General features: G+C 68.6%; 20 protein-coding genes, 1 tRNA gene and 2 pseudogenes. 13 read left to right on the forward strand and 10 right to left on the reverse strand.

The window, feature by feature from the left end; genetic code table 11:
• Positions 1-840, forward strand: a pseudogene (locus tag B0E53_RS06605) (hypothetical protein); the annotation flags it as partial.
• A 314-nt stretch (positions 841-1,154) separates the two neighbouring features.
• Here the strand turns inward: B0E53_RS06605 and B0E53_RS37375 are convergent.
• Entirely contained in the window at positions 1,155-1,328 is a 174-nt protein-coding gene (locus tag B0E53_RS37375; RefSeq protein ID WP_168215242.1) for a hypothetical protein, read from the reverse strand.
• On the reverse strand, positions 1,325-1,543 hold the full coding sequence (locus tag B0E53_RS40360) for a flavin reductase (RefSeq protein WP_107075180.1): 219 nt from the start codon (positions 1,541-1,543) through the stop codon (positions 1,325-1,327). Before B0E53_RS40360 ends, B0E53_RS37375 begins: the two co-directional genes overlap by 4 nt.
• A gap of 378 nt (positions 1,544-1,921) precedes the next feature.
• Between B0E53_RS40360 and B0E53_RS06620 the strand changes: the two genes are divergently transcribed.
• The 9 genes and pseudogenes from B0E53_RS06620 to B0E53_RS06655 all read left to right on the forward strand — a co-directional run bounded on the left by B0E53_RS06620 (position 1,922) and on the right by B0E53_RS06655 (position 10,931).
• Positions 1,922-2,323, forward strand: a complete 402-nt coding sequence (locus B0E53_RS06620; RefSeq protein ID WP_069088172.1) for a winged helix-turn-helix domain-containing protein — start codon at positions 1,922-1,924, stop codon at positions 2,321-2,323.
• 111 nt (positions 2,324-2,434) lie between these two features.
• Complete coding sequence (locus tag B0E53_RS06625) at positions 2,435-3,424, forward strand: HIRAN domain-containing protein (protein WP_107075182.1); 990 nt, start codon at positions 2,435-2,437, stop codon at positions 3,422-3,424.
• 1,146 nt (positions 3,425-4,570) lie between these two features.
• Positions 4,571-5,008: a hypothetical protein gene (locus B0E53_RS06630; protein ID WP_146167601.1), complete on the forward strand. Its 438-nt coding sequence runs from the start codon at positions 4,571-4,573 to the stop codon at positions 5,006-5,008.
• 229 nt (positions 5,009-5,237) lie between these two features.
• Entirely contained in the window at positions 5,238-5,942 is a 705-nt protein-coding gene (locus tag B0E53_RS36925) for a hypothetical protein (protein ID WP_146167602.1), read from the forward strand.
• On the forward strand, positions 5,939-6,304 hold the full coding sequence (locus B0E53_RS06635; RefSeq protein ID WP_107075184.1) for a FlgT C-terminal domain-containing protein: 366 nt from the start codon (positions 5,939-5,941) through the stop codon (positions 6,302-6,304). The genes B0E53_RS36925 and B0E53_RS06635 overlap by 4 nt, the downstream gene beginning before the upstream one ends.
• A 608-nt stretch (positions 6,305-6,912) precedes the next feature.
• Positions 6,913-7,395 carry a hypothetical protein gene (locus tag B0E53_RS06640; RefSeq protein ID WP_107075185.1) on the forward strand — a complete coding sequence of 161 codons (483 nt, stop codon included), beginning with the start codon at positions 6,913-6,915 and terminating at the stop codon, positions 7,393-7,395.
• Between the two features lie 552 nt (positions 7,396-7,947).
• On the forward strand, positions 7,948-9,519 hold the full coding sequence (locus B0E53_RS06645) for a replication initiator (RefSeq protein ID WP_107075186.1): 1,572 nt from the start codon (positions 7,948-7,950) through the stop codon (positions 9,517-9,519).
• A complete protein-coding gene (locus B0E53_RS06650; protein ID WP_107075187.1) occupies positions 9,516-9,713 on the forward strand; it encodes an excisionase family DNA-binding protein in 198 nt (65 codons plus the stop codon). The genes B0E53_RS06645 and B0E53_RS06650 overlap by 4 nt, the downstream gene beginning before the upstream one ends.
• Positions 9,713-10,931: pseudogene (locus B0E53_RS06655) on the forward strand (tyrosine-type recombinase/integrase). The gene B0E53_RS06650 and the pseudogene B0E53_RS06655 overlap by 1 nt, the downstream one beginning before the upstream one ends.
• An 82-nt stretch (positions 10,932-11,013) precedes the next feature.
• Here the strand turns inward: B0E53_RS06655 and B0E53_RS06660 are convergent.
• The 8 genes from B0E53_RS06660 to B0E53_RS06695 all read right to left on the reverse strand — a co-directional run bounded on the left by B0E53_RS06660 (position 11,014) and on the right by B0E53_RS06695 (position 17,213).
• Positions 11,014-11,085, reverse strand: a tRNA-Lys gene (locus tag B0E53_RS06660).
• A 178-nt stretch (positions 11,086-11,263) separates the two neighbouring features.
• A complete protein-coding gene (locus B0E53_RS06665) occupies positions 11,264-12,112 on the reverse strand; it encodes a hypothetical protein (protein ID WP_107075188.1) in 849 nt (282 codons plus the stop codon).
• Between the two features lie 288 nt (positions 12,113-12,400).
• Entirely contained in the window at positions 12,401-12,688 is a 288-nt protein-coding gene (locus tag B0E53_RS39110) for a GNAT family N-acetyltransferase (RefSeq protein WP_246835276.1), read from the reverse strand.
• Positions 12,592-13,053, reverse strand: a complete 462-nt coding sequence (locus B0E53_RS06675) for a hypothetical protein (RefSeq protein ID WP_246835271.1) — start codon at positions 13,051-13,053, stop codon at positions 12,592-12,594. Before B0E53_RS06675 ends, B0E53_RS39110 begins: the two co-directional genes overlap by 97 nt.
• Positions 13,054-13,100: 47 nt before the next feature.
• On the reverse strand, positions 13,101-14,072 hold the full coding sequence (locus B0E53_RS06680; RefSeq protein WP_146167603.1) for a hypothetical protein: 972 nt from the start codon (positions 14,070-14,072) through the stop codon (positions 13,101-13,103).
• Between the two features lie 29 nt (positions 14,073-14,101).
• A complete protein-coding gene (locus B0E53_RS06685) occupies positions 14,102-14,785 on the reverse strand; it encodes a GPP34 family phosphoprotein (protein WP_107075191.1) in 684 nt (227 codons plus the stop codon).
• On the reverse strand, positions 14,782-15,810 hold the full coding sequence (locus B0E53_RS06690; protein WP_107075192.1) for an acetamidase/formamidase family protein: 1,029 nt from the start codon (positions 15,808-15,810) through the stop codon (positions 14,782-14,784). Before B0E53_RS06690 ends, B0E53_RS06685 begins: the two co-directional genes overlap by 4 nt.
• Complete coding sequence (locus B0E53_RS06695) at positions 15,807-17,213, reverse strand: APC family permease (RefSeq protein ID WP_107075193.1); 1,407 nt, start codon at positions 17,211-17,213, stop codon at positions 15,807-15,809. Before B0E53_RS06695 ends, B0E53_RS06690 begins: the two co-directional genes overlap by 4 nt.
• Before the next feature lie 300 nt (positions 17,214-17,513).
• Between B0E53_RS06695 and B0E53_RS06700 the strand changes: the two genes are divergently transcribed.
• The 3 genes from B0E53_RS06700 to B0E53_RS06710 all read left to right on the forward strand — a co-directional run bounded on the left by B0E53_RS06700 (position 17,514) and on the right by B0E53_RS06710 (position 20,313).
• Positions 17,514-18,416: a radical SAM protein gene (locus tag B0E53_RS06700; protein ID WP_246835272.1), complete on the forward strand. Its 903-nt coding sequence runs from the start codon at positions 17,514-17,516 to the stop codon at positions 18,414-18,416.
• Positions 18,417-18,433: 17 nt separating this feature from the next.
• The gene (locus tag B0E53_RS06705; RefSeq protein ID WP_107075195.1) at positions 18,434-19,660 is read left to right on the forward strand and encodes a methionine adenosyltransferase; all 1,227 of its coding nucleotides are present in this window, start codon (positions 18,434-18,436) and stop codon (positions 19,658-19,660) included.
• A 62-nt stretch (positions 19,661-19,722) separates the two neighbouring features.
• A complete protein-coding gene (locus B0E53_RS06710) occupies positions 19,723-20,313 on the forward strand; it encodes a methyltransferase domain-containing protein (RefSeq protein ID WP_246835273.1) in 591 nt (196 codons plus the stop codon).
• Positions 20,314-20,317 lie beyond the last annotated feature (4 nt).

The following is a 20,317-nucleotide window of genomic DNA, read 5'->3' on the forward strand; positions in this document are numbered from 1 at the left end:
ACTCGATTCCTTGGACATGGAGCGTCGCCGGGAGGGTACGCCTCCCGACGCTCATCCACAGGTTTCGAGCATTGCTCGTTCCAGACGGAATGCGGTGCTGTCAACGCCATGTGCGCGGTCACTGACGAGGAGGTGTCGTTCGTCCTCACCACTGGCGAGACGAACCTGATCGAGGCATGGGACACTCGCGACGGTTCGCAGGTCCGTGAGATGGCCGGACACTACGCCCCTGTCGCGGCGGTCTGCCCGCTCACCATCGACGGTGAGGTGCTGGTCGCCTCAGCCGGCGACGACCAGGTCGTCAGGATCTGGGACCCCCACACCGGCACCGTCCGGAGGGTGCTGCTCGGGCATGTCACTCGCGCCTGGGTGACCGCGCTGGCCACCGTCGACTGGCCAGGCTTCGAGGCACTCGCCTCGGCCGACAAGAGCGGCACGGTGATGCTGTGGACCGGTGGAGATACCCCCCTCTGGACCCAGCAAGGCCATCAGGACTCGGTCAACGCGCTGTGCGGCGTGACGGTCGCGGGTCGACCAGCGCTGGTGTCGGCCAGCGCGGACCATGCGATCCGGATGTGGGACGCCGAGCGGGGTCAGCCGTTGCGGTGGTTCACTGGACACTGCGGCCCGGTCACCGGGCTCAGCCTGGTCAAGGTCGGCGGCCGAGCCATGCTCGCCTCGACGAGCCGGGATCGAACGGTGCGGATCTGGGAGCTAACGACGGGCCGCCTGGTACGGACGATTCCCGTCTACCATCCGGCGCTCGCCTGCTGCACCGTCGGCGACACCCTACTGGTGGGCCTGGACCAGGGGATGCTGGCTCTCACCATCACCGGCTGACGCAGGCGGCCGCCACGGCGACGTCCGCCACTGGGATGCCGGCCGGGGCCGCCGCAGACGGCATCGCGGGATTCGGGGCTGAGCTGCCGACGCAACGGGGCGTACCCGGACGGCGAAAGCGCCGAACTCGATGATCTACCAGACGCTCAACGAGGAAGGCTTTGGTGGGCCGCCTGGGACTCGAACCCAGAACCTATGGATTGCCGGCGAGCCGGCCGGATCGAGTGCGGTACGAGGTCATCCGGGCTGCTGGCGTGGTTCTCGGCCCGGTTCGGCTGGCACCGTTGCTGTACTTCGCTGCTGTACTGCTGGCGTCAAGCGAGGCGCTGGATGCGGACCTTCGGGCGCTCGTTCTTGAGGTGTCCGTGCTTGTGCTGGCGGACCTGCTCGTTCCAGACCTCCTGGTCGTAATCCGGGTTCGGCGGGATCCACTTGTGGGAGCCGTCGCTGTAATGGAACTTCTCGTCGCCGGGTCGCAGGATGCTCATCGAGTCCAGCCGAGGAACCGGTGGTGCAGGTGGCCGGCGGGGACGTGAGCCAGGTCCTGCGCGGCGTCAACGAGCTGGGCGGCCAGGTAGAGGGCGAGCGACACCGGGGCACAGTCGTACTCCGCTCGCAGCTCCCGCCGCCGGGTCTGGCAGGGCCAGTCAGCACCACAACCGCCGCAGGTCCAAATCGGTGTGACTGGGAGGTGACTCGTCATCTCGGCGTCTCCCGCGCGGCCGGCTGGTCCACTGACTGGGCACCTTGCTGGTCGACCTCTGAAGGCCAGTGGCCTCGGTTGATCGGGATCCGATGCGTAGTGCTACAAGGCAGCTCGCTTCCGCATCGGCAGACCTGCCGCCATCGCTCCCACGACCAGACCGGCCGGTGCCGTCTCGCCAGAGTGAGCGCGACTGCCACCAAGTACTCCTCGTACGAGACACGAGACACCGGGTCTCCCCTCGGGTGTGGATCAACGTCCGGGACATACCAGCCGCGAGCTGGCTTTCGCCGCAACGCCAGAGTCCATGTCACCGTAACGACGTAGGACTGTAGATACAATAAGATGTAGAACTGTTGGACACGTAGCGTCACGTCCGTGATCGACCCGAGTGCGGATCGTGCCGTGTTCCGGCAGCTCGCAGACCTCCTGCGAGACCGGATCACGTCTGGAGACCTCGCGCCTGGGGCTTCACTTCCAAGCGAGCTGCGGTTGGCTCAGGAGTACGGACTGAGCCGCACGAGCGTCCGACAAGCGGTAGCACTTCTCCGGTCGGAAGGGCTCGTGATCGTGGAACCGCCGCGCGGCACGTTCGTCCGCGCCGTCGAACCGACCGAAACGGTGACTCTCCTCAAGGGCGACACCGCCACCGCTCGGATGCCTACCCCTGTGGAGCGGCGCGAGCTGGAGATGGGCGAGGGTATCCCGGTCATCGTGATCTTTCGCGCCGATGGCTCCCGCGAGCTGTATGCCGCCGACCGCATCCGCGTCGGCCGCTGACGCAACCTCGGCGAACCCCTGTCTGACCTCTCAGCTACGCGGTGTCGACTACCTGACACTTGTACGGCTCTGGGCTGACGAGGGCTCGGTCGGGAGCGGTAACCTCCGCCAATGATCCGACCATTCGACCTGTGGGGACAGCGAGGCTGGTGCAGCCAGGAGGTCGTAGGCGAGTCCAACTACGCCAAGGAGATCCGAGCGGCACTCGGCGCGGACTTCAAGTCGTACGGGTCCGAGGTAGAGAAGGACGTGTACCTCATCCCGGAGCCCACCAACCGCTTCGACCCGAACGCCGTCAAGGTCGTCTATGGTGGGCAAACTCTCGGGTACCTGCCCAAAGACCAAGCCAAGGCTTACTCGCCGGTCCTCACGGCGCTCGTCAACGAAGGTTGGACTCCCCAAGTCCGAGCCCGCATCTGGGGACGGGAAGAAGAAGAGTGGGACGGGCGCCGCCGACCCCAGTTCGTGGGATCGGTGACTCTCGACCTCACTGAACCGCACATGATCGTTCCAGCGAACATGCCGCCGGCCGACCTGCATGTGATGCTTCCCCACGGACGCGTCGTCCAAGTGACGGGCGAAGAGAAGTACATGACTCACTTGGCTCAGTTGCTGAGCCCGCAGGGCGAGTGCTGGATCTATGCAACATTGCACCAGGTTGAGCAGCAACGGGCTCGATCGACGCGAACGCTGGTAGAGGTTCGAGTCAACGGCGAACCTGCTGGCACCCTGAGCCCCGCGACATCAGCCGAGATGTTGCCGGTGCTCGCCCACCTCTCGGAACTTGGCATGTTGACGGCCGCCCGTGCAGTCCTGAAGGGCAACCGCGTTAAGGCCGACGTCACGCTGAACGTGTGCAAGGCCAGCTCGCTGACTGATGCGTGGTTGGATGCGCCGCCGGCGACTGAAGGAGCCTGGCCGGCACAACAGGCGGCCGCGGAGAGCCCCGGGCACGATGTTGCCCCAGTGCAGCAATGGCGGTTCGTGGTTCCACCGGGATGGCCGCCCCCGCCCGCAGGTTGGGTCCCGCCCCAGGGCTGGCGGCCCGATCCGTCGTGGCCTCCTGCGCCTGATGACTGGCAGTTCTGGGTACGAGCCTGAGAGGCCTCCCTCCGCCTACCCCTCAGTTCACCAACTACAGGTAAGCAGGGGCCTCCGCGTCTGCTTGTCGCTTCCACTACGCCCTGTTAGCTGGGGAAACGCGGGCACCAATGGTCGTCGCTGGTTGGCAGTAGTCAGGCTGCGACGGCCTGGCGACGGCCTGGAGCTCATGCGACCAGGCCCATGGCCATAGAGCGGTATCATGTGCTGTGGGTGCTGCCCTGTACTCGATTCCCGACGCCCCGCAAGGGGTGGCTGGTGTCTACCGGCCGTCCACGTCTCATGAAGATCGCGAAGTTCACAGCAGTCTCATTGCTTGTGCTGGCGCTGCTAGTGGTCGCAGCTATCTCCGGAGGGGTGGGAGCGATGGTCTGTAACCTGATGGTTGATCTTGCCGCAGCTGTGATGGCCGGGAGTCGGGTAGAGGGCAGCACCTCGTCGTCACCTACGTGCCGCTCTCCCTGCCGGTGACCCACGTTTGTAAGTTCGGGGCGCGTCGTCTGGCGGCGTCCCGGACCGTCTCCCGCCCTCGGCCGACCGTCCGTGCGACCCCGGTCGTCTATATCCGGGCCGGTTGCTGTCATCGCTGCTGTCGACGCCGTAGCGTGGCCAGTTGGCCGCCGAGCGTTCAGACCTATTGCATGCCATGCTGCTCGACAACAACGCGCGTGAGAGCCGAGGACGAATGGCGGAGCTTCTCCTCAGCCGACCGCATAATTCAGGTGCCCTGCTTAGGCGAATCTGGGTGAGGGTTGACGGGCTACGAGTCGCTGGGCTGCGGCCGGGTCAGTCGGCCAGGGTCAGCCTCGACGGGGGCGATCATGTCGTCCAGGCAACCCTGGACTGGATCCGCAGCGAACCCCTCGCCCTTCAACTTGACGCTGATGAGACCACATCCCTGGAAGTATCTTGCCCGACGCGTGCCTACTTGCAGACCTGGTCCAGGCCCTCACGAGCCCTGGACCTGCGGCGCATGTGACCTCGTCTGTGTGAAGGAATGATCAAGGACTCCCGCGCAGGAATTTCAGAGCGGCTGAGCTGCCAGAACAGTCCACCGGCGTCCATGGGAGTCCGACCACGGACGCGCCGGTCGTCACCCAGTTAGTCACCCATCCCTGGTGGTGGCTGTCCTCTAACCTGCCAAGCATGACGGCGACAACCGTGGCGGCGTGGCTGGGACTTGTGGTCAGCATCCTCAGCCTCTGGCTTGGCGTGGTTCGTACTTGGTTGAAGGATCGAGCGGCTACTCCCCGGGTACAGCTCGATCTGATTCTCGCTCAGCTGAAGTCAGGTCCGACCAACGAAGTTCGACTCCTGGTCACGAACCAGGGGCCGGCCACTATGAAGCAGGTCGACGTTCAGGTATTCGACGAAGACGGAAACTCTCTGGAGCTGGCTGAGCCCGATATCTCCGCCTTATGGCCCAAGATGCCGGTAGGGGAGCTGCAGCCCAACCAGTCGCTGTATCTGACGTTCAATCGGTCGCTCTCGACCCGGGACGCTCGACAGGCGCTCGTGCGATGGCATGATCGACGCCGCAGCCAGCAGTCATCCATGATCCCGCTCTCCTACAACCGGATCTGACGCTGGGTCGAACACTGTCAGCTTGGGAAACGGGTTGATAGCCGGCGGGTGCACACAGCGTGTTCGGGTGGGGGCTGCAAAGGTGCCGCTACAGACCTATGTTGACCGACACGTCGGGCACCCATCGGGCACGAACGCTGAGCGTGTCCCACATAGGACAGCCGGCTTCAGGCGACCGCGCAGATAGGCTAGCCGAGCGCAGCATCGCGTCGCCGGAGGCAGAGGGAACGTGACGAACTACCTGAAGCGGTTTTGGACCGTAGCTGTGTCACTCGCCGGCATCGTGGGCCTCTACCTCGGGGCCGCACAGGTGAAGCTTCTGCTGGCATTTTGGCTGGTTATCGGGCTGTCTGCCGTAATTGCCCTTTTCTGGACAGGCGGCAAGACGCTACTGGAAGTGCTTACCCGCGTGCGCAACTATCCCCGCCTGCTGGAACGTGCAGCCCAACTACAAACAGAGGTAGAGGCGCTTACCGGCGCAATCGAAGCCACCAAGGAGGAGAGTAGGACGGCGGCGGAGGCTGCAATTGCAGAAGGCCGCGCTCAAATGCTTGGAGCAATACTATCGTCCACATCTGAGCCGCCCGCAATCTCGATCCTCGGCAATCATAAAGGCACTTTTGTGCTAATTGCTAAATATGAACATTCGCGACCCGAACCACAAGCACGCTTCCACGTGATCAGCAGCGAAACAGGGGAGGTTAAGGGATCGGTGGAGGTGGTACATGTAGACGATTCAAGGAGGAGCGTTTATCTGCGATGTGTCGATCCTCAATCACCTGAATTTTGGCAGCATTTGAGAAGCAGGGTAGATTACGACGCTTCGCCGCCCATCGGCGTCGAACTAGCTCGCTACGAACTGTCGGACGCCTCAACATCCGACAGGTCGTTTAACTCGCTGGTGCGGGCCAGTAGCTTGGGGGTTCAGGGATGAGCGAGATTGTGGGCAAGGTGGCCCGGATCATTAATGAGCATGAGCTAGCCATCAACGTCGGCGGAGATAAGGGCATCGCCGTAGGTGACAAGGTCGCCCTATATCGAACGATCGATGTGAAGGACCCCGACAGCGGCGAGATCCTCGGATCGGTGGATGTAAGAAAGCTCCGACTCGAAGTTGTCATCGTGGAACCGAAGTTTTGCGTGGCGGCGATAACCGAACGACAAACAGGGTCCGGAAGCAACATCTTTCTGCAGTCCTTGCTCCCGTTGAAGAGGATTTCGTCAACGCCAGTCAAGGTCGGGTCACCGTCAGAGGTTCATGTCGCTGTAGGTGACGTCGCAATCTTCGAAAAGTAGTGCCCCATTCGGGTTTTGCCATCCCGTCTGCCGCCGACCCGCCCGTTTGGGGAGCGGGCCGCCGCCCGGTCCGCCACGTCAAGCGGACCTTGACGGCTCGTACGGACGCTGGCGGGCCGGGCGGCGGTCTGCTCGGCTCGCCCGGGTCGTCGGCTGGCGGGATGGCCCTGCGCAACCACCCAAGGACCGCAACGTGCGGACGGAGCCCCGGCCATCCTGGAGTCGTTGCGCCCCCGCCGGAGGCGCAGTGACCGCGACCGGTTCGTCGCCGCGACACGCCGCGCGGACCCGGCGTGCCCTTCCCTGCGCCGCGTCGCTCCGGCGCGGCGCGGCCGGCTGCCGGCCCGCGAACCTCAACCACTCTCGGCGCTACCGTCTGCGGCGGCCCTCCGGGCTTCCCGCTCTCCGCGCCTGCCGCCGGGGCGTGTTGCGTGGCCGACGTGGAGCGACAGCGGAGCGTCGGACGCGCGCCCAGGCGGCGGCGCGTGCGGCCCGTTGCGGGCCGCCTTGATAGACGTACAGAAAGTCCTCCCACACCGGCCGGCAGCCGGGCTGTTCCGTCAGGGCATGCTGGTCGCGTGCACATCCCTTGGCGGACCAGCGCTCACGTGTTCGCGCAGATTCTGCGACGGCACGGCGTCGAGCAGGACGCTGTGATCGATGTCGAGGCGGCATGGGGTGGGTTCGTTGAGTTCCTGCAACTGGACATCGACGGCCTCGATTCGGCTCCGGACTCCGATGCTGATGGCTTCATCGTCCAGTGGGGCCGACGGTCCTGGAGTGACAACCGCGTGATTCTGACCTTCACCCGGCAGCTGGCCATCGCTGATGTCGTTGACCATGACGATCCCAACTGGCAGCCCGAACTATGGCAGCTCGACTTGGAGATGGCCTTCGACGATGAGGTCGATCTGATCGGCCTTGAAAGCCTCGACGTCCATGACACGGGGTTCAGGTTCCCTCCCATCGGGCCGCGGCGCGCCGCAGCGCTGACGGATACCTGGGCGGAGACGCAGCGGCATGCCCCTGTCCGGGCAGCTTGGATCGCGACACCAGCTAGTAGCGGCTTGTCTTTCGAGTGCGTCTGCTGACGCTCAGAACCTTAGGGCCGAGCGGGCTCGTCAAACAGCGAAGCGGAGTCACGGCAGGTTGACGTGTCGGCACTCGGTGCTACTCTGGCGCTCGTCGAGGACGCCAGCGCGGCCTTCCTGCTGGATCGCTGGACTTGACGTCGGAGATGCTGAGCGGCCTTTCTGCCGCTGATGCGGGTCACGTCCCGCCGGCTCTCGATCGCACCGGCCGCTGCGCCGGTCCTCTGAATCCGTAAGCGGCCCAGCACGGCCTTCCCTGCCGTCCACGGTGGCCCGGATTCGCCCATCTCCACGGGTGGGGCAGCCTGCGGCAACCCGCCGGATGCCGATATCCCAGGCTCCCTACCCGTGCCGGCCCTTGATCACCGAGTCCACGAGCGCGAAGGGACATGACCCATCGGCGGGAAGTGGCGCGACCACGATTCCGCCCTCCGGCGTCAGCCGCCCTCTCGGCGGTGCCAGGAGACACGACGAACACCACCAGCGGACATCCGTCCACGGCTGGTGGTGCTTCGTCTCCCGTCCCTGCCACCCCCTGATGAGGAGACAGTCGTGTCCACCGCCCCGCTCACCCTGTACCGGCCCGGTCTCGCCGTCGGCCGGGACGCTCAGGTCCTGCACCGCGCCGCCTCGCCGGAGTTCTCCGGCTGGCTGGAGCACACCCGCCCCGCCGGCGGCTGCTCCCGCCCGATCCGTCTTACCGGCACGATCGCCACCGTCGACCGGAACACCGGCCGCATCACCGGCCGGCTCCACACCGACGAGCTGCCCGACCGCACGCTCTACAAGGCGTGCGGCAACCGCCGCGAATCAGTGTGCCCGGACTGCGCCTGGGCCTACCGGGGCGACGCCTACCAACTCGTCTGTCGCGGTCTGACCGGCGGCAAGGGAGTCCCCACCTCGGTCGGCCGCCACCCGGTCGTCTTCGCCACCTTCACCGCCCCCTCCTTCGGCCCCGTCCACCACCGCCACGTCCCACGCCACACCTGCCGCAACCGGCAACGCTGCGACTGCCGCCCCGCACCCTGCCGCGCCCGCAGCAACGCCAGCACATGCCCCCACGGGCAGCCCGCGGCATGCTTCGCCCGCCACGACGCCGACGACCCGCGGCTCGGGCAGCCGTTGTGCCTCGACTGCTACGACCACGACCACCAGGTCGTCTGGAACTACTTCTCCGGCGAGCTGTGGCGGCGCACCAAGCAGGCCGCCGACCGCCACCTGGCCGCGCGCTGCCGCCGACGCGGCATCCCGAAGGTCGGCATCGTCACCGCCTCCGGCAAGGCCCGCTGGGTGCCGCCCGTGCGCGTGTCGCACGGAAAGGTCGCCGAGATGCAACGCCGGGGGGCCGTGCACTTCCACGTCCTGCTGCGCCTCGACGGCGTCGACCCCGACGACCCGGACGCTCTCGTGCCGCCACCGTCCGGCATCACCATTGACGACCTGGAGGCCGCCGTCCACGCCGCCGCCCGGCAGATCACCGTCACCACACCCCCGCACCCCGACCAGCCCGACGGCTGGCTGATCGCCTGGGGCGAGCAGGTCGACGTGCGGCGTATCAACACCGCTGGCGGTGAGCTGACCGACGGCAAGGTGGCGGCCTACTTGGCGAAGTACGCCACCAAGGCCACCGAAGCCACCGGCCACTCCTTCACCCGGTTCACCCCGGCCACGATCGACGACTACGCCGATCCCGAAGGCGACCACCTCGCCCGCCTCATCGACGCCTGCTGGCACCTCGGCCGCCCCACCCACACCGACACCAGCAGCGGCGCCGCAACCGCCGACGACCGTCAAGACAGCCTTGACACCAAACCCAACATCTACGGCGGCTTGCGCCGCTGGGCCCACATGCTCGGCTTCGGCGGCCACTTCCTCACCAAAGCCCGCCGCTACTCCGTCACCTTCGCCCTGCTCCGCGACACCCGCGCCACCTACCGGCGGGAGGAGGACGACGTACCGGCCGACACGATCACCGTCGGCACCCTCACCTACATCGGGTCCGGCTGGCTCACCGAAGGCGACGCCCTGCTCGCCAACACCGCCGCCCGACAGCGACGCGAGAGCAGACGCATCGGCCGGGAGGAACTCGCCCACGAAGCCTGGCTCACCGGAGCCGCCGCATGACCCACGACCTCCGCCCCCGCTGGTACTCACCCGCCGAGGTCGCCGTGCTGCTCGGCTTCGGCATCTCCAAGGTCAAGATGAAGATCGCCACCGGCGAACTGCGCTCCATCAAGGACGGCAAGTACCGCCGCATCCTCCCCGAATGGGTCGACGACTACATCCGCGAACAGGTCGAACGCCAGGAGGCCGCCTGATGCCCGCACGCGCACGCGCCAACGGCGAAGGATCGATCTTTCCGTACCGCAACGGCTTCGCCGCGTACGTCTGGGTCGAGAAGCCGGACGGCAAGCGGGGTCGGAAGTGGGTTTACGGCAAGACTCGCGAGGAGGTCCACGACAAGTGGATCAAGCTGCACGGTCAGGCGAAGGCCGGTCCTGTGGCGACCCGCTCCCCGACAGTAGGGGAGTACGCCGGCTACTGGCTGCGCGAGATCGTCAAGCCGAACCTGGCCCCCGGCAGCTACGTCACCTACGAGGTGGTGGTCCGGCTTTACCTCGTGCCTGGGCTGGGCCGGAAGCGCCTCGACAAGCTCCGGGTCAGCGACGTGCAGACCTGGATCAACGAGGTGGGCCGGACCTGCCAGTGCTGCGCACAGAGCAAGGACGAGCGGCGCAAGCCCGCCCAGCGTCGCTGCTGTGCCCTTGGCCGCTGCTGCCGGGATCTGCCCTCCGCAACCAGCGTCACCCACCTGCGAACCGTGCTCCGAACGCTGCTGTCCCAGGCGATCACCGAAGGGCTGATCACCCGCAACGTCGCGTCGCTGGTGAAGCTGCCCCCCGGTGCGGAAGCGCAAGCGGAAGGCGTGGACGAGCGACGAGGCCCGGCGCTTCCTGGAGTCGGCCCGCGCCGACGACGACCCGCTCTATGCCGCGTACGTCCTGGTGCTGGTGCTCGGGCTCCGCAAGGGCGAGATGCTGGGGCTCACCTGGGCGGACGTTGACCTCGACGCGGGAGAGTTGACCATCGATCGGCAGCTCCAGCGGGTCGGTGCCGAGCCGCACCGGGAGACGAAGACCGCCGCCTCGGACGCCACCCTGCCGCTGCCGGACATCTGCACCGTGGCCCTCAGCCGTCGCCGTGTCGCGCAGGCCGCTGCCCGGGATGCGGCCGGCCCCGCCTGGCAGCCGTCGGACCTCATCTTCACCACCCGCTACGGCCGGCCGGTCGAGCCACGCAACTTCAACCGCTTCTGGGACCGTCGCTGCGACACGGCCGGCGTCCGGCGGATCACCGTCAGGGACGCCCGGCGGACCTGTGCCTCGCTCCTGGCCGACCTGGACGTGCATCCGCGGGTGGCAATGCAGATCCTTCGGCACGCACAGTTCGCCATCACCATGGAGATCTACACGGTGGTCTCCTCGGCGGCCACCCGCGACGCCCTCAAGCGGCTCGGCAGCGCACTGGACCGGTGAGCGCTACTGCTGTACTTCGCTGCTGTACCGGCCGAATAACGGCAACAGCGGCCCCGCTAAGGGCCGCTGAGCTGCGGAGGAGTGGGCCGCCAGGGACTCGAACCCTGAACCTAAGGATTAAAAGTCCTCAGCTCTGCCATTGAGCTAACGGCCCGTCGGGCCATCAGGCTACCCGATCCTCCGCCGTGAAGTTGAGGTCCGCCTTGGCCACGAGGACGTCTGAGCCCCGGCCGCGCACCCGACCGCCGCCCGCTGTCGGGGTGGCTGAGTCGAAGGCTCGGTGTGCCGCTCCTGCCACCTGCGTCATTCGCGCCCTTCCTGACGCAAGAAGGTCAGTTGTCGTGTTGGTGGCCGTTGGCGGCGCACTTGTTGCGGATGCGGGTCAGGTGCTGGGTCATGCGGGTGGCGGCAGGGTGGCCGGGGTGCTGCCGGCGGTGCGTGGCGATGGTGTCGGTGAGCAGGGCTCGGGCGGCGTGGCAGTGGCCGAGGTCGTGCAGGACGAGGGCGGTCGTGGCGCGGATGGCGAGGGTTCGCGGACTCTGCGGGCCGCTGGTGTGGGTGAGGTGTTCGCCGAGTTGCCGGTAGAGGTGGTAGGCGCGTTGGTGGTGCCCGGCGCGCCGTTGGGCGGCGGCGTGCAGGTGCAGGGCCCGCAGGCTGTCGGGGTGGGTGGGTCCGTGCGGGTGGAGCGCGCTTCGGTGGGCGTAGGCGGCCCAGGTGGCGGCCTCGGCGACGCGCCCGTGGCGTAGGTGCAGTTCGGCGAGGAGGGCCGCGGCATCGGCGTGCAGGGGGTGGGCTGGTGCGCTGGTCGGGTCGACGCCGGTGAGGATCTGGTGCAGGAGTTGCCGGGCGCGCAGCGGTTCGCGTCGAGCGATGTCGCGGGCGGTGGTGAGGCGTCGGGCCCGGTTGTTGCCGGCGTGGTCGGGTGGGATGGCGGGTCGCCAGGTGAGGGTGAGGTCGCTGGCGGTGGCGCCGACGGTCACGCGGGCGAGGACTCGGTGGGCGTGGACGGCGGCTAGGCACGGCGGTAGGGGCGCGCCGGTGGTGGGCAGGATTCGGGTGGCGTGGCGGAGGATGACCCGGCCGACGGCGTCGGCGATGGCTACGGCGTCGAGGGGCTGTCTGCGGCATCCGGGTTGGCAGTGGTAGGTCGCCGGGGTGTCGAGCAGGGCGGTGTGGTCCATCGGGCGGCGGCACGTGCCGCAGTGCAGCAGCCCTGGCGCCAGGGGGATCTCCGGGCCGCCGCTGAGGTCTCGGTTCTGTGGCGGGGGTGGGTGGTGGCTCGGGTGACCCATTTCTGCACGAGGCGGGGGTCGAGGTTCAGCTGGCGGGCGACGGTGGTGACGGCGCCGTACGCCTTGAGGGTGCGGGTGTCGGCGACGCGTTGCACGGCGGCGTCGATGAGTTCGCGCGGGTAGGTGCGGGGGAAGGCCATCAGAGGGGATTCCGTCGGGGAGCGCTGAGGGCGGGGGCTAGGAGTTCAGGTTCTGCCACCGGTGGCCGGCGGGGTGGGCCGCGTTGGTGGGGATGGCGCCGTGGTGCGCGGCGTTGCGGCGCATGGGTTGCAGGGTGGGTCCGTCGGGCAGAGTGACCGCCGGTAGGGGCGTGTAGCCGTGGCGGGTGTACAGGGTCTGGGCGGTGGTGGTGATGTCGGTCCAGGCGGTCAGGTCGATGCGGTCGAGTCGGGTGCGGTGGTGGGTGAGCATCGCCGTGCCGAGGCCGCGCCGCTGGGCGGTGGGCGCGACGGCGAGGAACGCCAGGTGGTAGTGCGGTTCGGTGGGTCGGTGGGCGGTGAGGAGCTGGTCGAGGGTCTCGAAGCGTTCGGTGTGTTCGCCTGCGGCGTCGGTGAGCCGGCGGTGGTAGTTGGTCGGTGGGGGGATGGCCGGTAGCGGTGGAAGCCGACGGTGGCGGCGTTGAGGTCGTCGGTGAGGTGGATGTCGCCGTAGAACATGGCGTGCTCGACCCAGATCGCGGCCACCTGGGTGAGCACGTGGCGTCGCCGGCGGGGTGGCTCGGGGACCAGCCAGGCGGCGAGGGGGTCGGGGTGCAGGGCGTCGGCGATGAGCGCGGCGACGTGGTCCTTGTCGGCCCAGCGGGCGGCGCGGACACGGGCGGCGGCCTCCATGAGGGTCCCTTTCGGTTTTGCACGAGCGGGTGACGGGTGGGGTGGTCTCAGGGTGTGTGGCTGGTGCTGGTGCGGGTGTGGGCGGTGAACAGCAGGTAGTCCTCGACCTGGCCGGTGGGGCTGCGCTCGTCCTGCGGTGGGGGGAAGTGGGCGCGTTCGTAGGCGAGGATCTCGCCGGTGGTGGGGTTCAGGATGAGCAGGCTGCGTACGGTGCCGTGGTCGCTGGTGGCGCTGATGCCGACGCCGACGCGTCCGGCCCGGTCACGGACGGCGCCGTGGTAGGTGAGCCGATCGGTGTGGCGCAGGAGGGTGAGGATCGCGGTGCGGGCGTCGCGGTTGGGGGTACGCCAGCGGGTGAGGCCGGCGACGGCGTCCAGGACCGCCGGCGCGCCGAGGAACGGCGGGGCGATGCTGGTGATCTGCGCGGTGAGGGCGGCCGGGGTGGCGGCGATCGGGCCGATCGGGCCGTCGAGGTTGCCGGGCAGGTAGGTGTCGTCGGTGGTGGGCTGCGGGCCGGGCGGGTAGCGCAGGCTGGTCTCGCGGCCGGAGCCGTCGTCGGCGCGCCAGTGCCGCTGCTCGAACAGCACGACGTGGGAGGTCGCATGCCCGCCCTGGACGCTCGTGTCGGCGGCCCACTGCCGTAGCCGCACGAACGCGAACCGGCCCGGTACGTCGCAGCCCGCCTCGGCGGCGACCGCAGGGAGCACCTGCGCGGCGGGCTGCGGCGCGGGCAGCACGGTCGGCGGCGTCGCGGCGGTCCGGGCGGCGAGGACCCGCAACTGCGCTGCGGTCAGCGGGGCGGGGATCTCGCACGGGGCGGTGCGCGGGTGTGTCGGTGGGGTGACGGGTGGGCTGCTGGTGTCGGGTGTTGCGGTGCGGGTGGTCGCCCACCCGGGGGCGAGGGCGGCAGTGGCGAGTAGGCCGAGCACGGCCAGCGCCGCGGCGGTCCTGACAGCAGGGCGTGGGCGGCGGCTGGGCGCGGCCGGAGGCGTCGTGGGCAGGTGGGGTGGGTGGGTCACGGTCGGTTGGCTCCGGGAGTGTGCTCGGGTCAGCGGTAGGTGGCGGTGGCGAGGTCACCGACGGCTGCGTCGACGGCGGCGGTGATGTCGCGTACCGGTCGGTGGTGCTGGGCGGCGATGGCGCGCAGGTGCGCGGTCAGCGTGCTGGTGTCCTCGCCGAGGTAGAGGTGCTCGGTGAGGCCGAGGACGGCGACGAGGCCGGCGAGGGCGGCGGTGTGGTTGTCGGGCTGGTCCCGGCCGGCGGCGAGGTAGCGCAGGCGGGCGCGGGCAACGACCGCCCACTTGGTGTCGGTGGCGAGGTAGGTCTCGCTGCGGGCGAGGCCGGCGAGGCGGCGGCGGGTGGCGCGGTGCAGGATCCCGCCGGCGTGCAGGCCGGCGCGGGTGCGTTCGTACAGGTCGTCGGCGAACCAGCCCAGCCATCCCCGCACCGTCGGGACCGAGTCGGCGTAGCGCAGCGAGGTGAGGGCGGTGTCGGCGATCACGTCACCGACCGGCCGGTCGACGTGCGGCAGGATCCGCTGACTGTCCGCCGGCCCGGCGTCGCCGGTGGTGTCGGTGAGGGCGATCCGCCCGGCCAGGAACAAGTCGATCAGGACCGCGCCGGCCAACCCGAGCGCGAGAGCCCGCCGGTGGATGTGGGGTTGGCCGGTGTCGTCGTTGTGGCCGAGCAGGAACAGCTCGTCGCGCAACGGCAGCAGCGGAATCGTGCTCATCGCGGCGGCTCCGGCGGCAGTCCGGCCATCTGCTGCCGCAGCCGGGCGTGCACCCCCGCGTAGGCGGCGGCCGGGGCCGGCAGCAGCGCCTTGTCCACGGCGGCCAGCACCGTGTAGTTGGGGTCGCACACGTTGCCGATCGGCGCCCGGCCAGCCTGCGACACGAGTTGGTAGGCATCGAGCTCGTCCAGCCCGGTCATGGCGCTGGCCCAGGCGACCAGGTCACGGTGGGCGATGCGGTAGGCGTCCTCCAGCGGCCGGGCGCAGCCGACCGACATCACCTCACCGTCGGTCTCCAGGCGCGGCCACACCGTGGGGACGCCCTTGATGACCTCGATCGCCAGGGTGGTGGTCGTGGCGATCTCCACCCCGACCCCGCAGGCCTCGCCCTCGCCCTGGCGGGCGTGTCCGTCACCGAGAGCGAGCATCGCCCCGTGCACGTTCACCCCCAGGTACAGGGTCGATCCGGCGCGCAGCCGCGGGGTGTCCAGATTCCCGCCGTGGCTGTCGGGGACGATCGTGGAGCGGGCCTCGAACCCGCCGGGAGCGACCCCCATCGTGCCGATCATCGGCTCCAGCGGCAGGTCGACGGTGTGGTCGCTGCCGGTGGCGTGGAAGCGGACCGTGCCGGCCTGCCGGTCGATGTCGTACACCCACACCCGCTCCGGCAGCGGCGGCTGCAGCGTCGCGGTGTGCGACGTGCCGGTCAGCGCCCCGAAGTGCGGGAACGTCGACGACACACCCCAGTCCCGGGCCGGGACGATCGACGCGAGATGCACCGCGAGGGTGTCGCCGGGCTCGGCGTCCTCGACGAAGAACGGCCCCGACACCGGATTCAGGTGCCGCATCGCGCACACCCGCGACGGCAAGTCCGCCGGCCCCCGCACCCGCCCGCCGAAGCAGTCCTCCGTGTCCACCCGCAGCACGTCACCGGAACGGACGTGAGCCACCGGCATCCGCCCACCGAAGGTGTACGCCAGTTCGTCGCGCGCCGGCCGGTAGGTGATCACGTTCATGCCGGTCACACCCGCTCCACGTGGCGGGCCTGCGGCTGCGCCGGCGCCAGTCCCGACAGGGCGGGCCGGCGGCCGGACAGATACCGGCCGGCGAGCACGACCATGCCCAGGGCCAGCCAGGCCAGGCCCAGGCGCTGCGCGGCGATGTTCGCGTTCATCACCACACAGGCGAGGATCGCGAACCCGATCCCCGGCATAACCAGGTGCGCCCACCAGTTCCCGCTCCGCCGCCGGATCAGGTGGTGCACGACCACGGAGACGTGCAGGACCAGGAAGGCCACCATCGCCCCGAAGTTGATCAGCGACGACAGCAGCGTGATCCCGTCCGCCCGCGTCGCCATGTACAGGCCCAGCGCGAGGGACACCGCCCCGGTGAGCAGGGTCGCGTTGATCGGCACGTTGCGGCGTACCGACACCTTCGCCAGAAAGCCCGGGAGCTGCCGGTCGCGGGCCATCGCGTACAGCAGCCGCGACGTCGCCACCTGCGCGACCATCGAGTTCGGCAGACCCCACGCGACCGCCGTCGCCACCGCGCACAGCGTCGCCAGCCAGCCGCCACCGGCCACCGCGGCGGCGTCATAGAAGGCCGTGCCGTTCGGATCACCCTGCGCCAGGAGCGCGCCCGGGTCAGGCAGGAGCATCGCGGCCAGCCACGTCTGGGCGATGAACAACACCCCCGCCAGGACGAGAACGGCGGCCATCGCCCGGCCGATCTGCCGAGAACCGCCCCTGGTCTCCTCGGCCAGCATGCTGATCCCGTCGAAGCCCAGAAAGCTGAGCACGGCGATCGACACCGCCCCCGCGACCACCGACCAGGTGAAGGTGTCGGCGTTGTAGAACGCGTCCCAGCTGAACCGGCCCCTGCCCGACGCGAGAGCCCAGCCAGCGACGGCCAAGAAGATCGCCAGGACGATCAGCTCACCGACGAGCATCACCCGGGTCACCATCGCCGTCATGCGGATGCCCACCGAGTTGACGACCGTGTTCACCGCGACGAACCCCAGCAGCCACAGCCACACCGGCACCGCCGGCACGGTCGCGTGCATCGCCACCGACGCCACCAGGTACAGCAGGCCCGGCACCAGCACGTAGTCCAGCAGGATCACCCAGCCGGCCAGGAAACCGACCGGCGCGCTGATCCCCCGACCCGCGTAGTTGTAGACGCTGCCGCTCATCGGGAACGCCTGCACCATCTGCGTGTACGAGAACGCGGTGAAGACCAGGGCCACCACACCGACCGCGTACGCCAGGGCCACCATGCCGCCCGAGCCGGCGTACACGCTGCCGAAGATCGCCATCGGCGCGATCGGCACCATGTACACCAGCCCGTACGCGACCAGGTCCCGGAACCGCAGCCTCCGGGCCAACTCCTGGCGATAGCCGTAACGGGCGAGTTGATCCTGCTCGTACATTCGACGCCTCCTCCTGCGACTGCACTGGGATGCGGGCGCATGTGGATGACTACCTCCCGGAGCTCACACGCCCGCAGGTCCTTGCGCCCAGGTGGTCCGTCTTGCACCTCGGGCAGCACGGGACCGAATGAACGATTACGTGATCACGGCGGGCGGGACAGCCCACGGTGAGGGGCCACCGTGAGACCCCACCGTGAGGTGTCCCGGTCAGCACCTCCACCGCCAGGGTTGACATTGGTATCCGTCGAAATGGCTTCGGCGGCCAAAGCGTGGGGAGGTGAACCCGTGCGCGTGTCAGCGATGACGTCGGAACCGGCACCGTGGGAGTGGGAGTTCGACTGGCACCTGACGAACCGCTGCAACTTCTTCTGCGAGTACTGCCATCCGCAGATCCGTTACGTGTTGAACAAGAAGCACTTGAACGAGCCCGACGCCGACCTAGTGGTTCGGCGCTTCGAGGACCTCGGCCGCACGAGTCTCGTGCACATGTCGGGCGGAGAGCCGCTCCTGTTTCCCGGCTTCGTGGAGCTATGCGCCGGGCTGACCCGCCGCAACTGGATCAGCATCAACACCAACCTGGCGTCGCCCGAGCTGGTCACCCGTTTCGCCAACGAGGTGGACCCGACCCGGGTGGCGAAGATCGTGGCAGCCCTGCACGTGCCGGAACGCGACCGCCTCGGTCTGCCGATTACGCAGTACGCCGAGTCGTTCCGGATCCTGCGTGGGGCCGGCTTCGACGTGGTGGCGCTGTACGTGCTCTTTCCGCCGCTGCTCTCCCGGCTCCGCGACGACTTGACGTCGCTGGCGGCTCTCGGAGTGGATCCGTTGCGGGCGAAGGTGTTCAAGGGCGTCTACGAAGGTCGTCGGTACCCGGAGGCGTACACCGACGCGGAGCGTGCGCTGATCCTGGAGAACTCTGGCGAGTACACCTTCAACCGGCCGTACCTCGACGGCATGCTCGCCTTCCGCGGCCAGCCCTGCACCGCAGGGATGACCTCGTTCAAGGTGACGGTCACCGGCGAAGTCCGGCGGTGCGCTTCCGTGCCTACCAGCTACGGCAACCTCTACGACGGCACCTTCCGGCCCGCCTCCGTACCGGAGCCCTGCCCGGCGAAGCGGGTCCTGGTCCTGTCGCAGTGCATGGCGTACCTCGTCGATCCGCCGCTGCCCGTGCCCGCCGTCCCAGCCCCGCCGCGCCGGTGAGAAGAGGAGAAAGCGCCATGCAGGTCATCACCAGCCTCGGGGCGGAACACCCCGACCGGGCACCGTTCGACGTCGCGGAGCGCAAGGGCATCGGCCACCCCGACAGCCTAGCGGACCTGGTCGCCGACAGTTTCTCCCGCCGTTACTCCGCAAGCTGCCAGGAGCGCTTCGGTGCGGTGCCGAACCACTGGGTCGACAAGGTCACGCTGGTGGGCGCGGCCGCCGACGTCCGCTTCGGTGGGTACGACATCCGCAAGCCGGTCGACTGCTATCTCTTCGGCAAGGTGACGGAGCGGATCGACGGCACGGACGTGGGTGCCGCCCAACTGTTCGACGACACGGTTCGGGCTGTCCTCACGAGCGCCCTGGACGACCCAGCGGTCCTCGGGCACCTCCGCATCCACGTCAACAACACCGCCGGCACCGGGACGGACCACCACAGGGACTTCTACGAACCCCGGATGGCCGCCGCGATCAATCAGGTGCTCGCCAGTGAGTCCGTCGCCAACGACACCGTCATGTGCGCAGGCACGAGCCTTCGTGGCCTCGCGGCGCAGACGGCGGTGCGGCTGGAGACGCTGTTGACCAGCTCCGCCTTCCGTACCCGCTATCAGACCGGCACCGACGTCAAGGTCATGGTGGTCCGCGACCGTGGCCAACTGGACGTGACCGCCGCGGTGCCTTTCCATCCCGCGAACGTTCAGGCCTGGTCGGAGTATCGGACGGCGCTGGACGCCATCCGCGACGAGATCGAGGGTGAGCTCAAGCGAGTGCTCGACGAGACGCCGATCGCGGCCGGCGCGCGGCTGTCGCTGAACACCAAGGACGTGCCCGGCCGTGGCTATCTCGCCCCCTTCGGCACCTCACTGGGCAAGGGAGACTGCGGCGCGGTCGGGCGCGGGAACCGTTACAACGGGGCGATCGAGCCCCTGCGCCCGGCGAGCGGTGAGGCACCCGCAGGTAAGAACCCGCTTCACCACGTGGGCAAGATCTACACGGCCGTGGCCGACGAACTGGCGCGACGCATCATGACGGAGCTCGGGACGTACGCCGAGGTCGTCATCGCGGCACGTAACGGTGACCAGCTCGACGATCCGGCGTACGTGCTCATCCGATCCGAGGCACCCATCGGGGTCGCCGGCGAGGCGCTGGCCCGGGCAACGATGCGGACGGCGCCGGGATACATCCAGCGGTTCCTGAAGACCGACCCGGTGAGCCGCTTCCGCGCGCAGGAGCAGGTCTGATGCCGGCGACGTTGGACGAGGTCCATCTCCGTCATCTCCGCGAGCTGTGTGCACGCCCGGCCATGATCGACGACGAGGGTCTCCGCCTCGGAGACACGTACGTGATGTTCTTCGCCGAGTCCGCCCTGATGGCCGAGCACGCCGCCGCCCTGCTCGGAGGTCAACACAAAGCCCAAGTGCTGGAGATCGGTCTCGGCTTGGGCGTCTTCGCCCAGCAGATCGCGCCGCTGCGGCCCGCCCGTTACACCGCCGTCGAACCGCATCCAAAGGTCGTGGACCTGGTCGCGCCGAGAGTCCGCGAGCAGCTGTCCTGCCCCGTCGTGGTTGTCGTCGAACCATGGCAGGTGCTCGATCTTGAGCCGGAGAGCATCGACGCGGTCATGTACGACACCTGGCCGCCCGACGGGCACGCCGACGCCGATTTCGCCAGCTTCGTGGAACGGGTAGCGATCCCCGTCCTGCGGCCCGGAGGTCGCTTCAGCTTCTTCCACAGCGGCACACAGTTGCCCAAGTCGCGCGCCGAAGTGCTGGACCACTTCTTCGCGGACTGGAGCGCAACGAACGTAACCATCCCTGCGAATCAACTGCCGAGCGGCTGGACGAAGCCGACGGGTGACTTCCTCGTGCCGTGCGCCCGGAAGGGGGTCCAATGATGCG

This window comes from Micromonospora sp. MH33, from assembly GCF_003013775.1.
Classification (GTDB): Bacteria; Actinomycetota; Actinomycetes; order Mycobacteriales; family Micromonosporaceae; genus Micromonospora; species Micromonospora fulviviridis.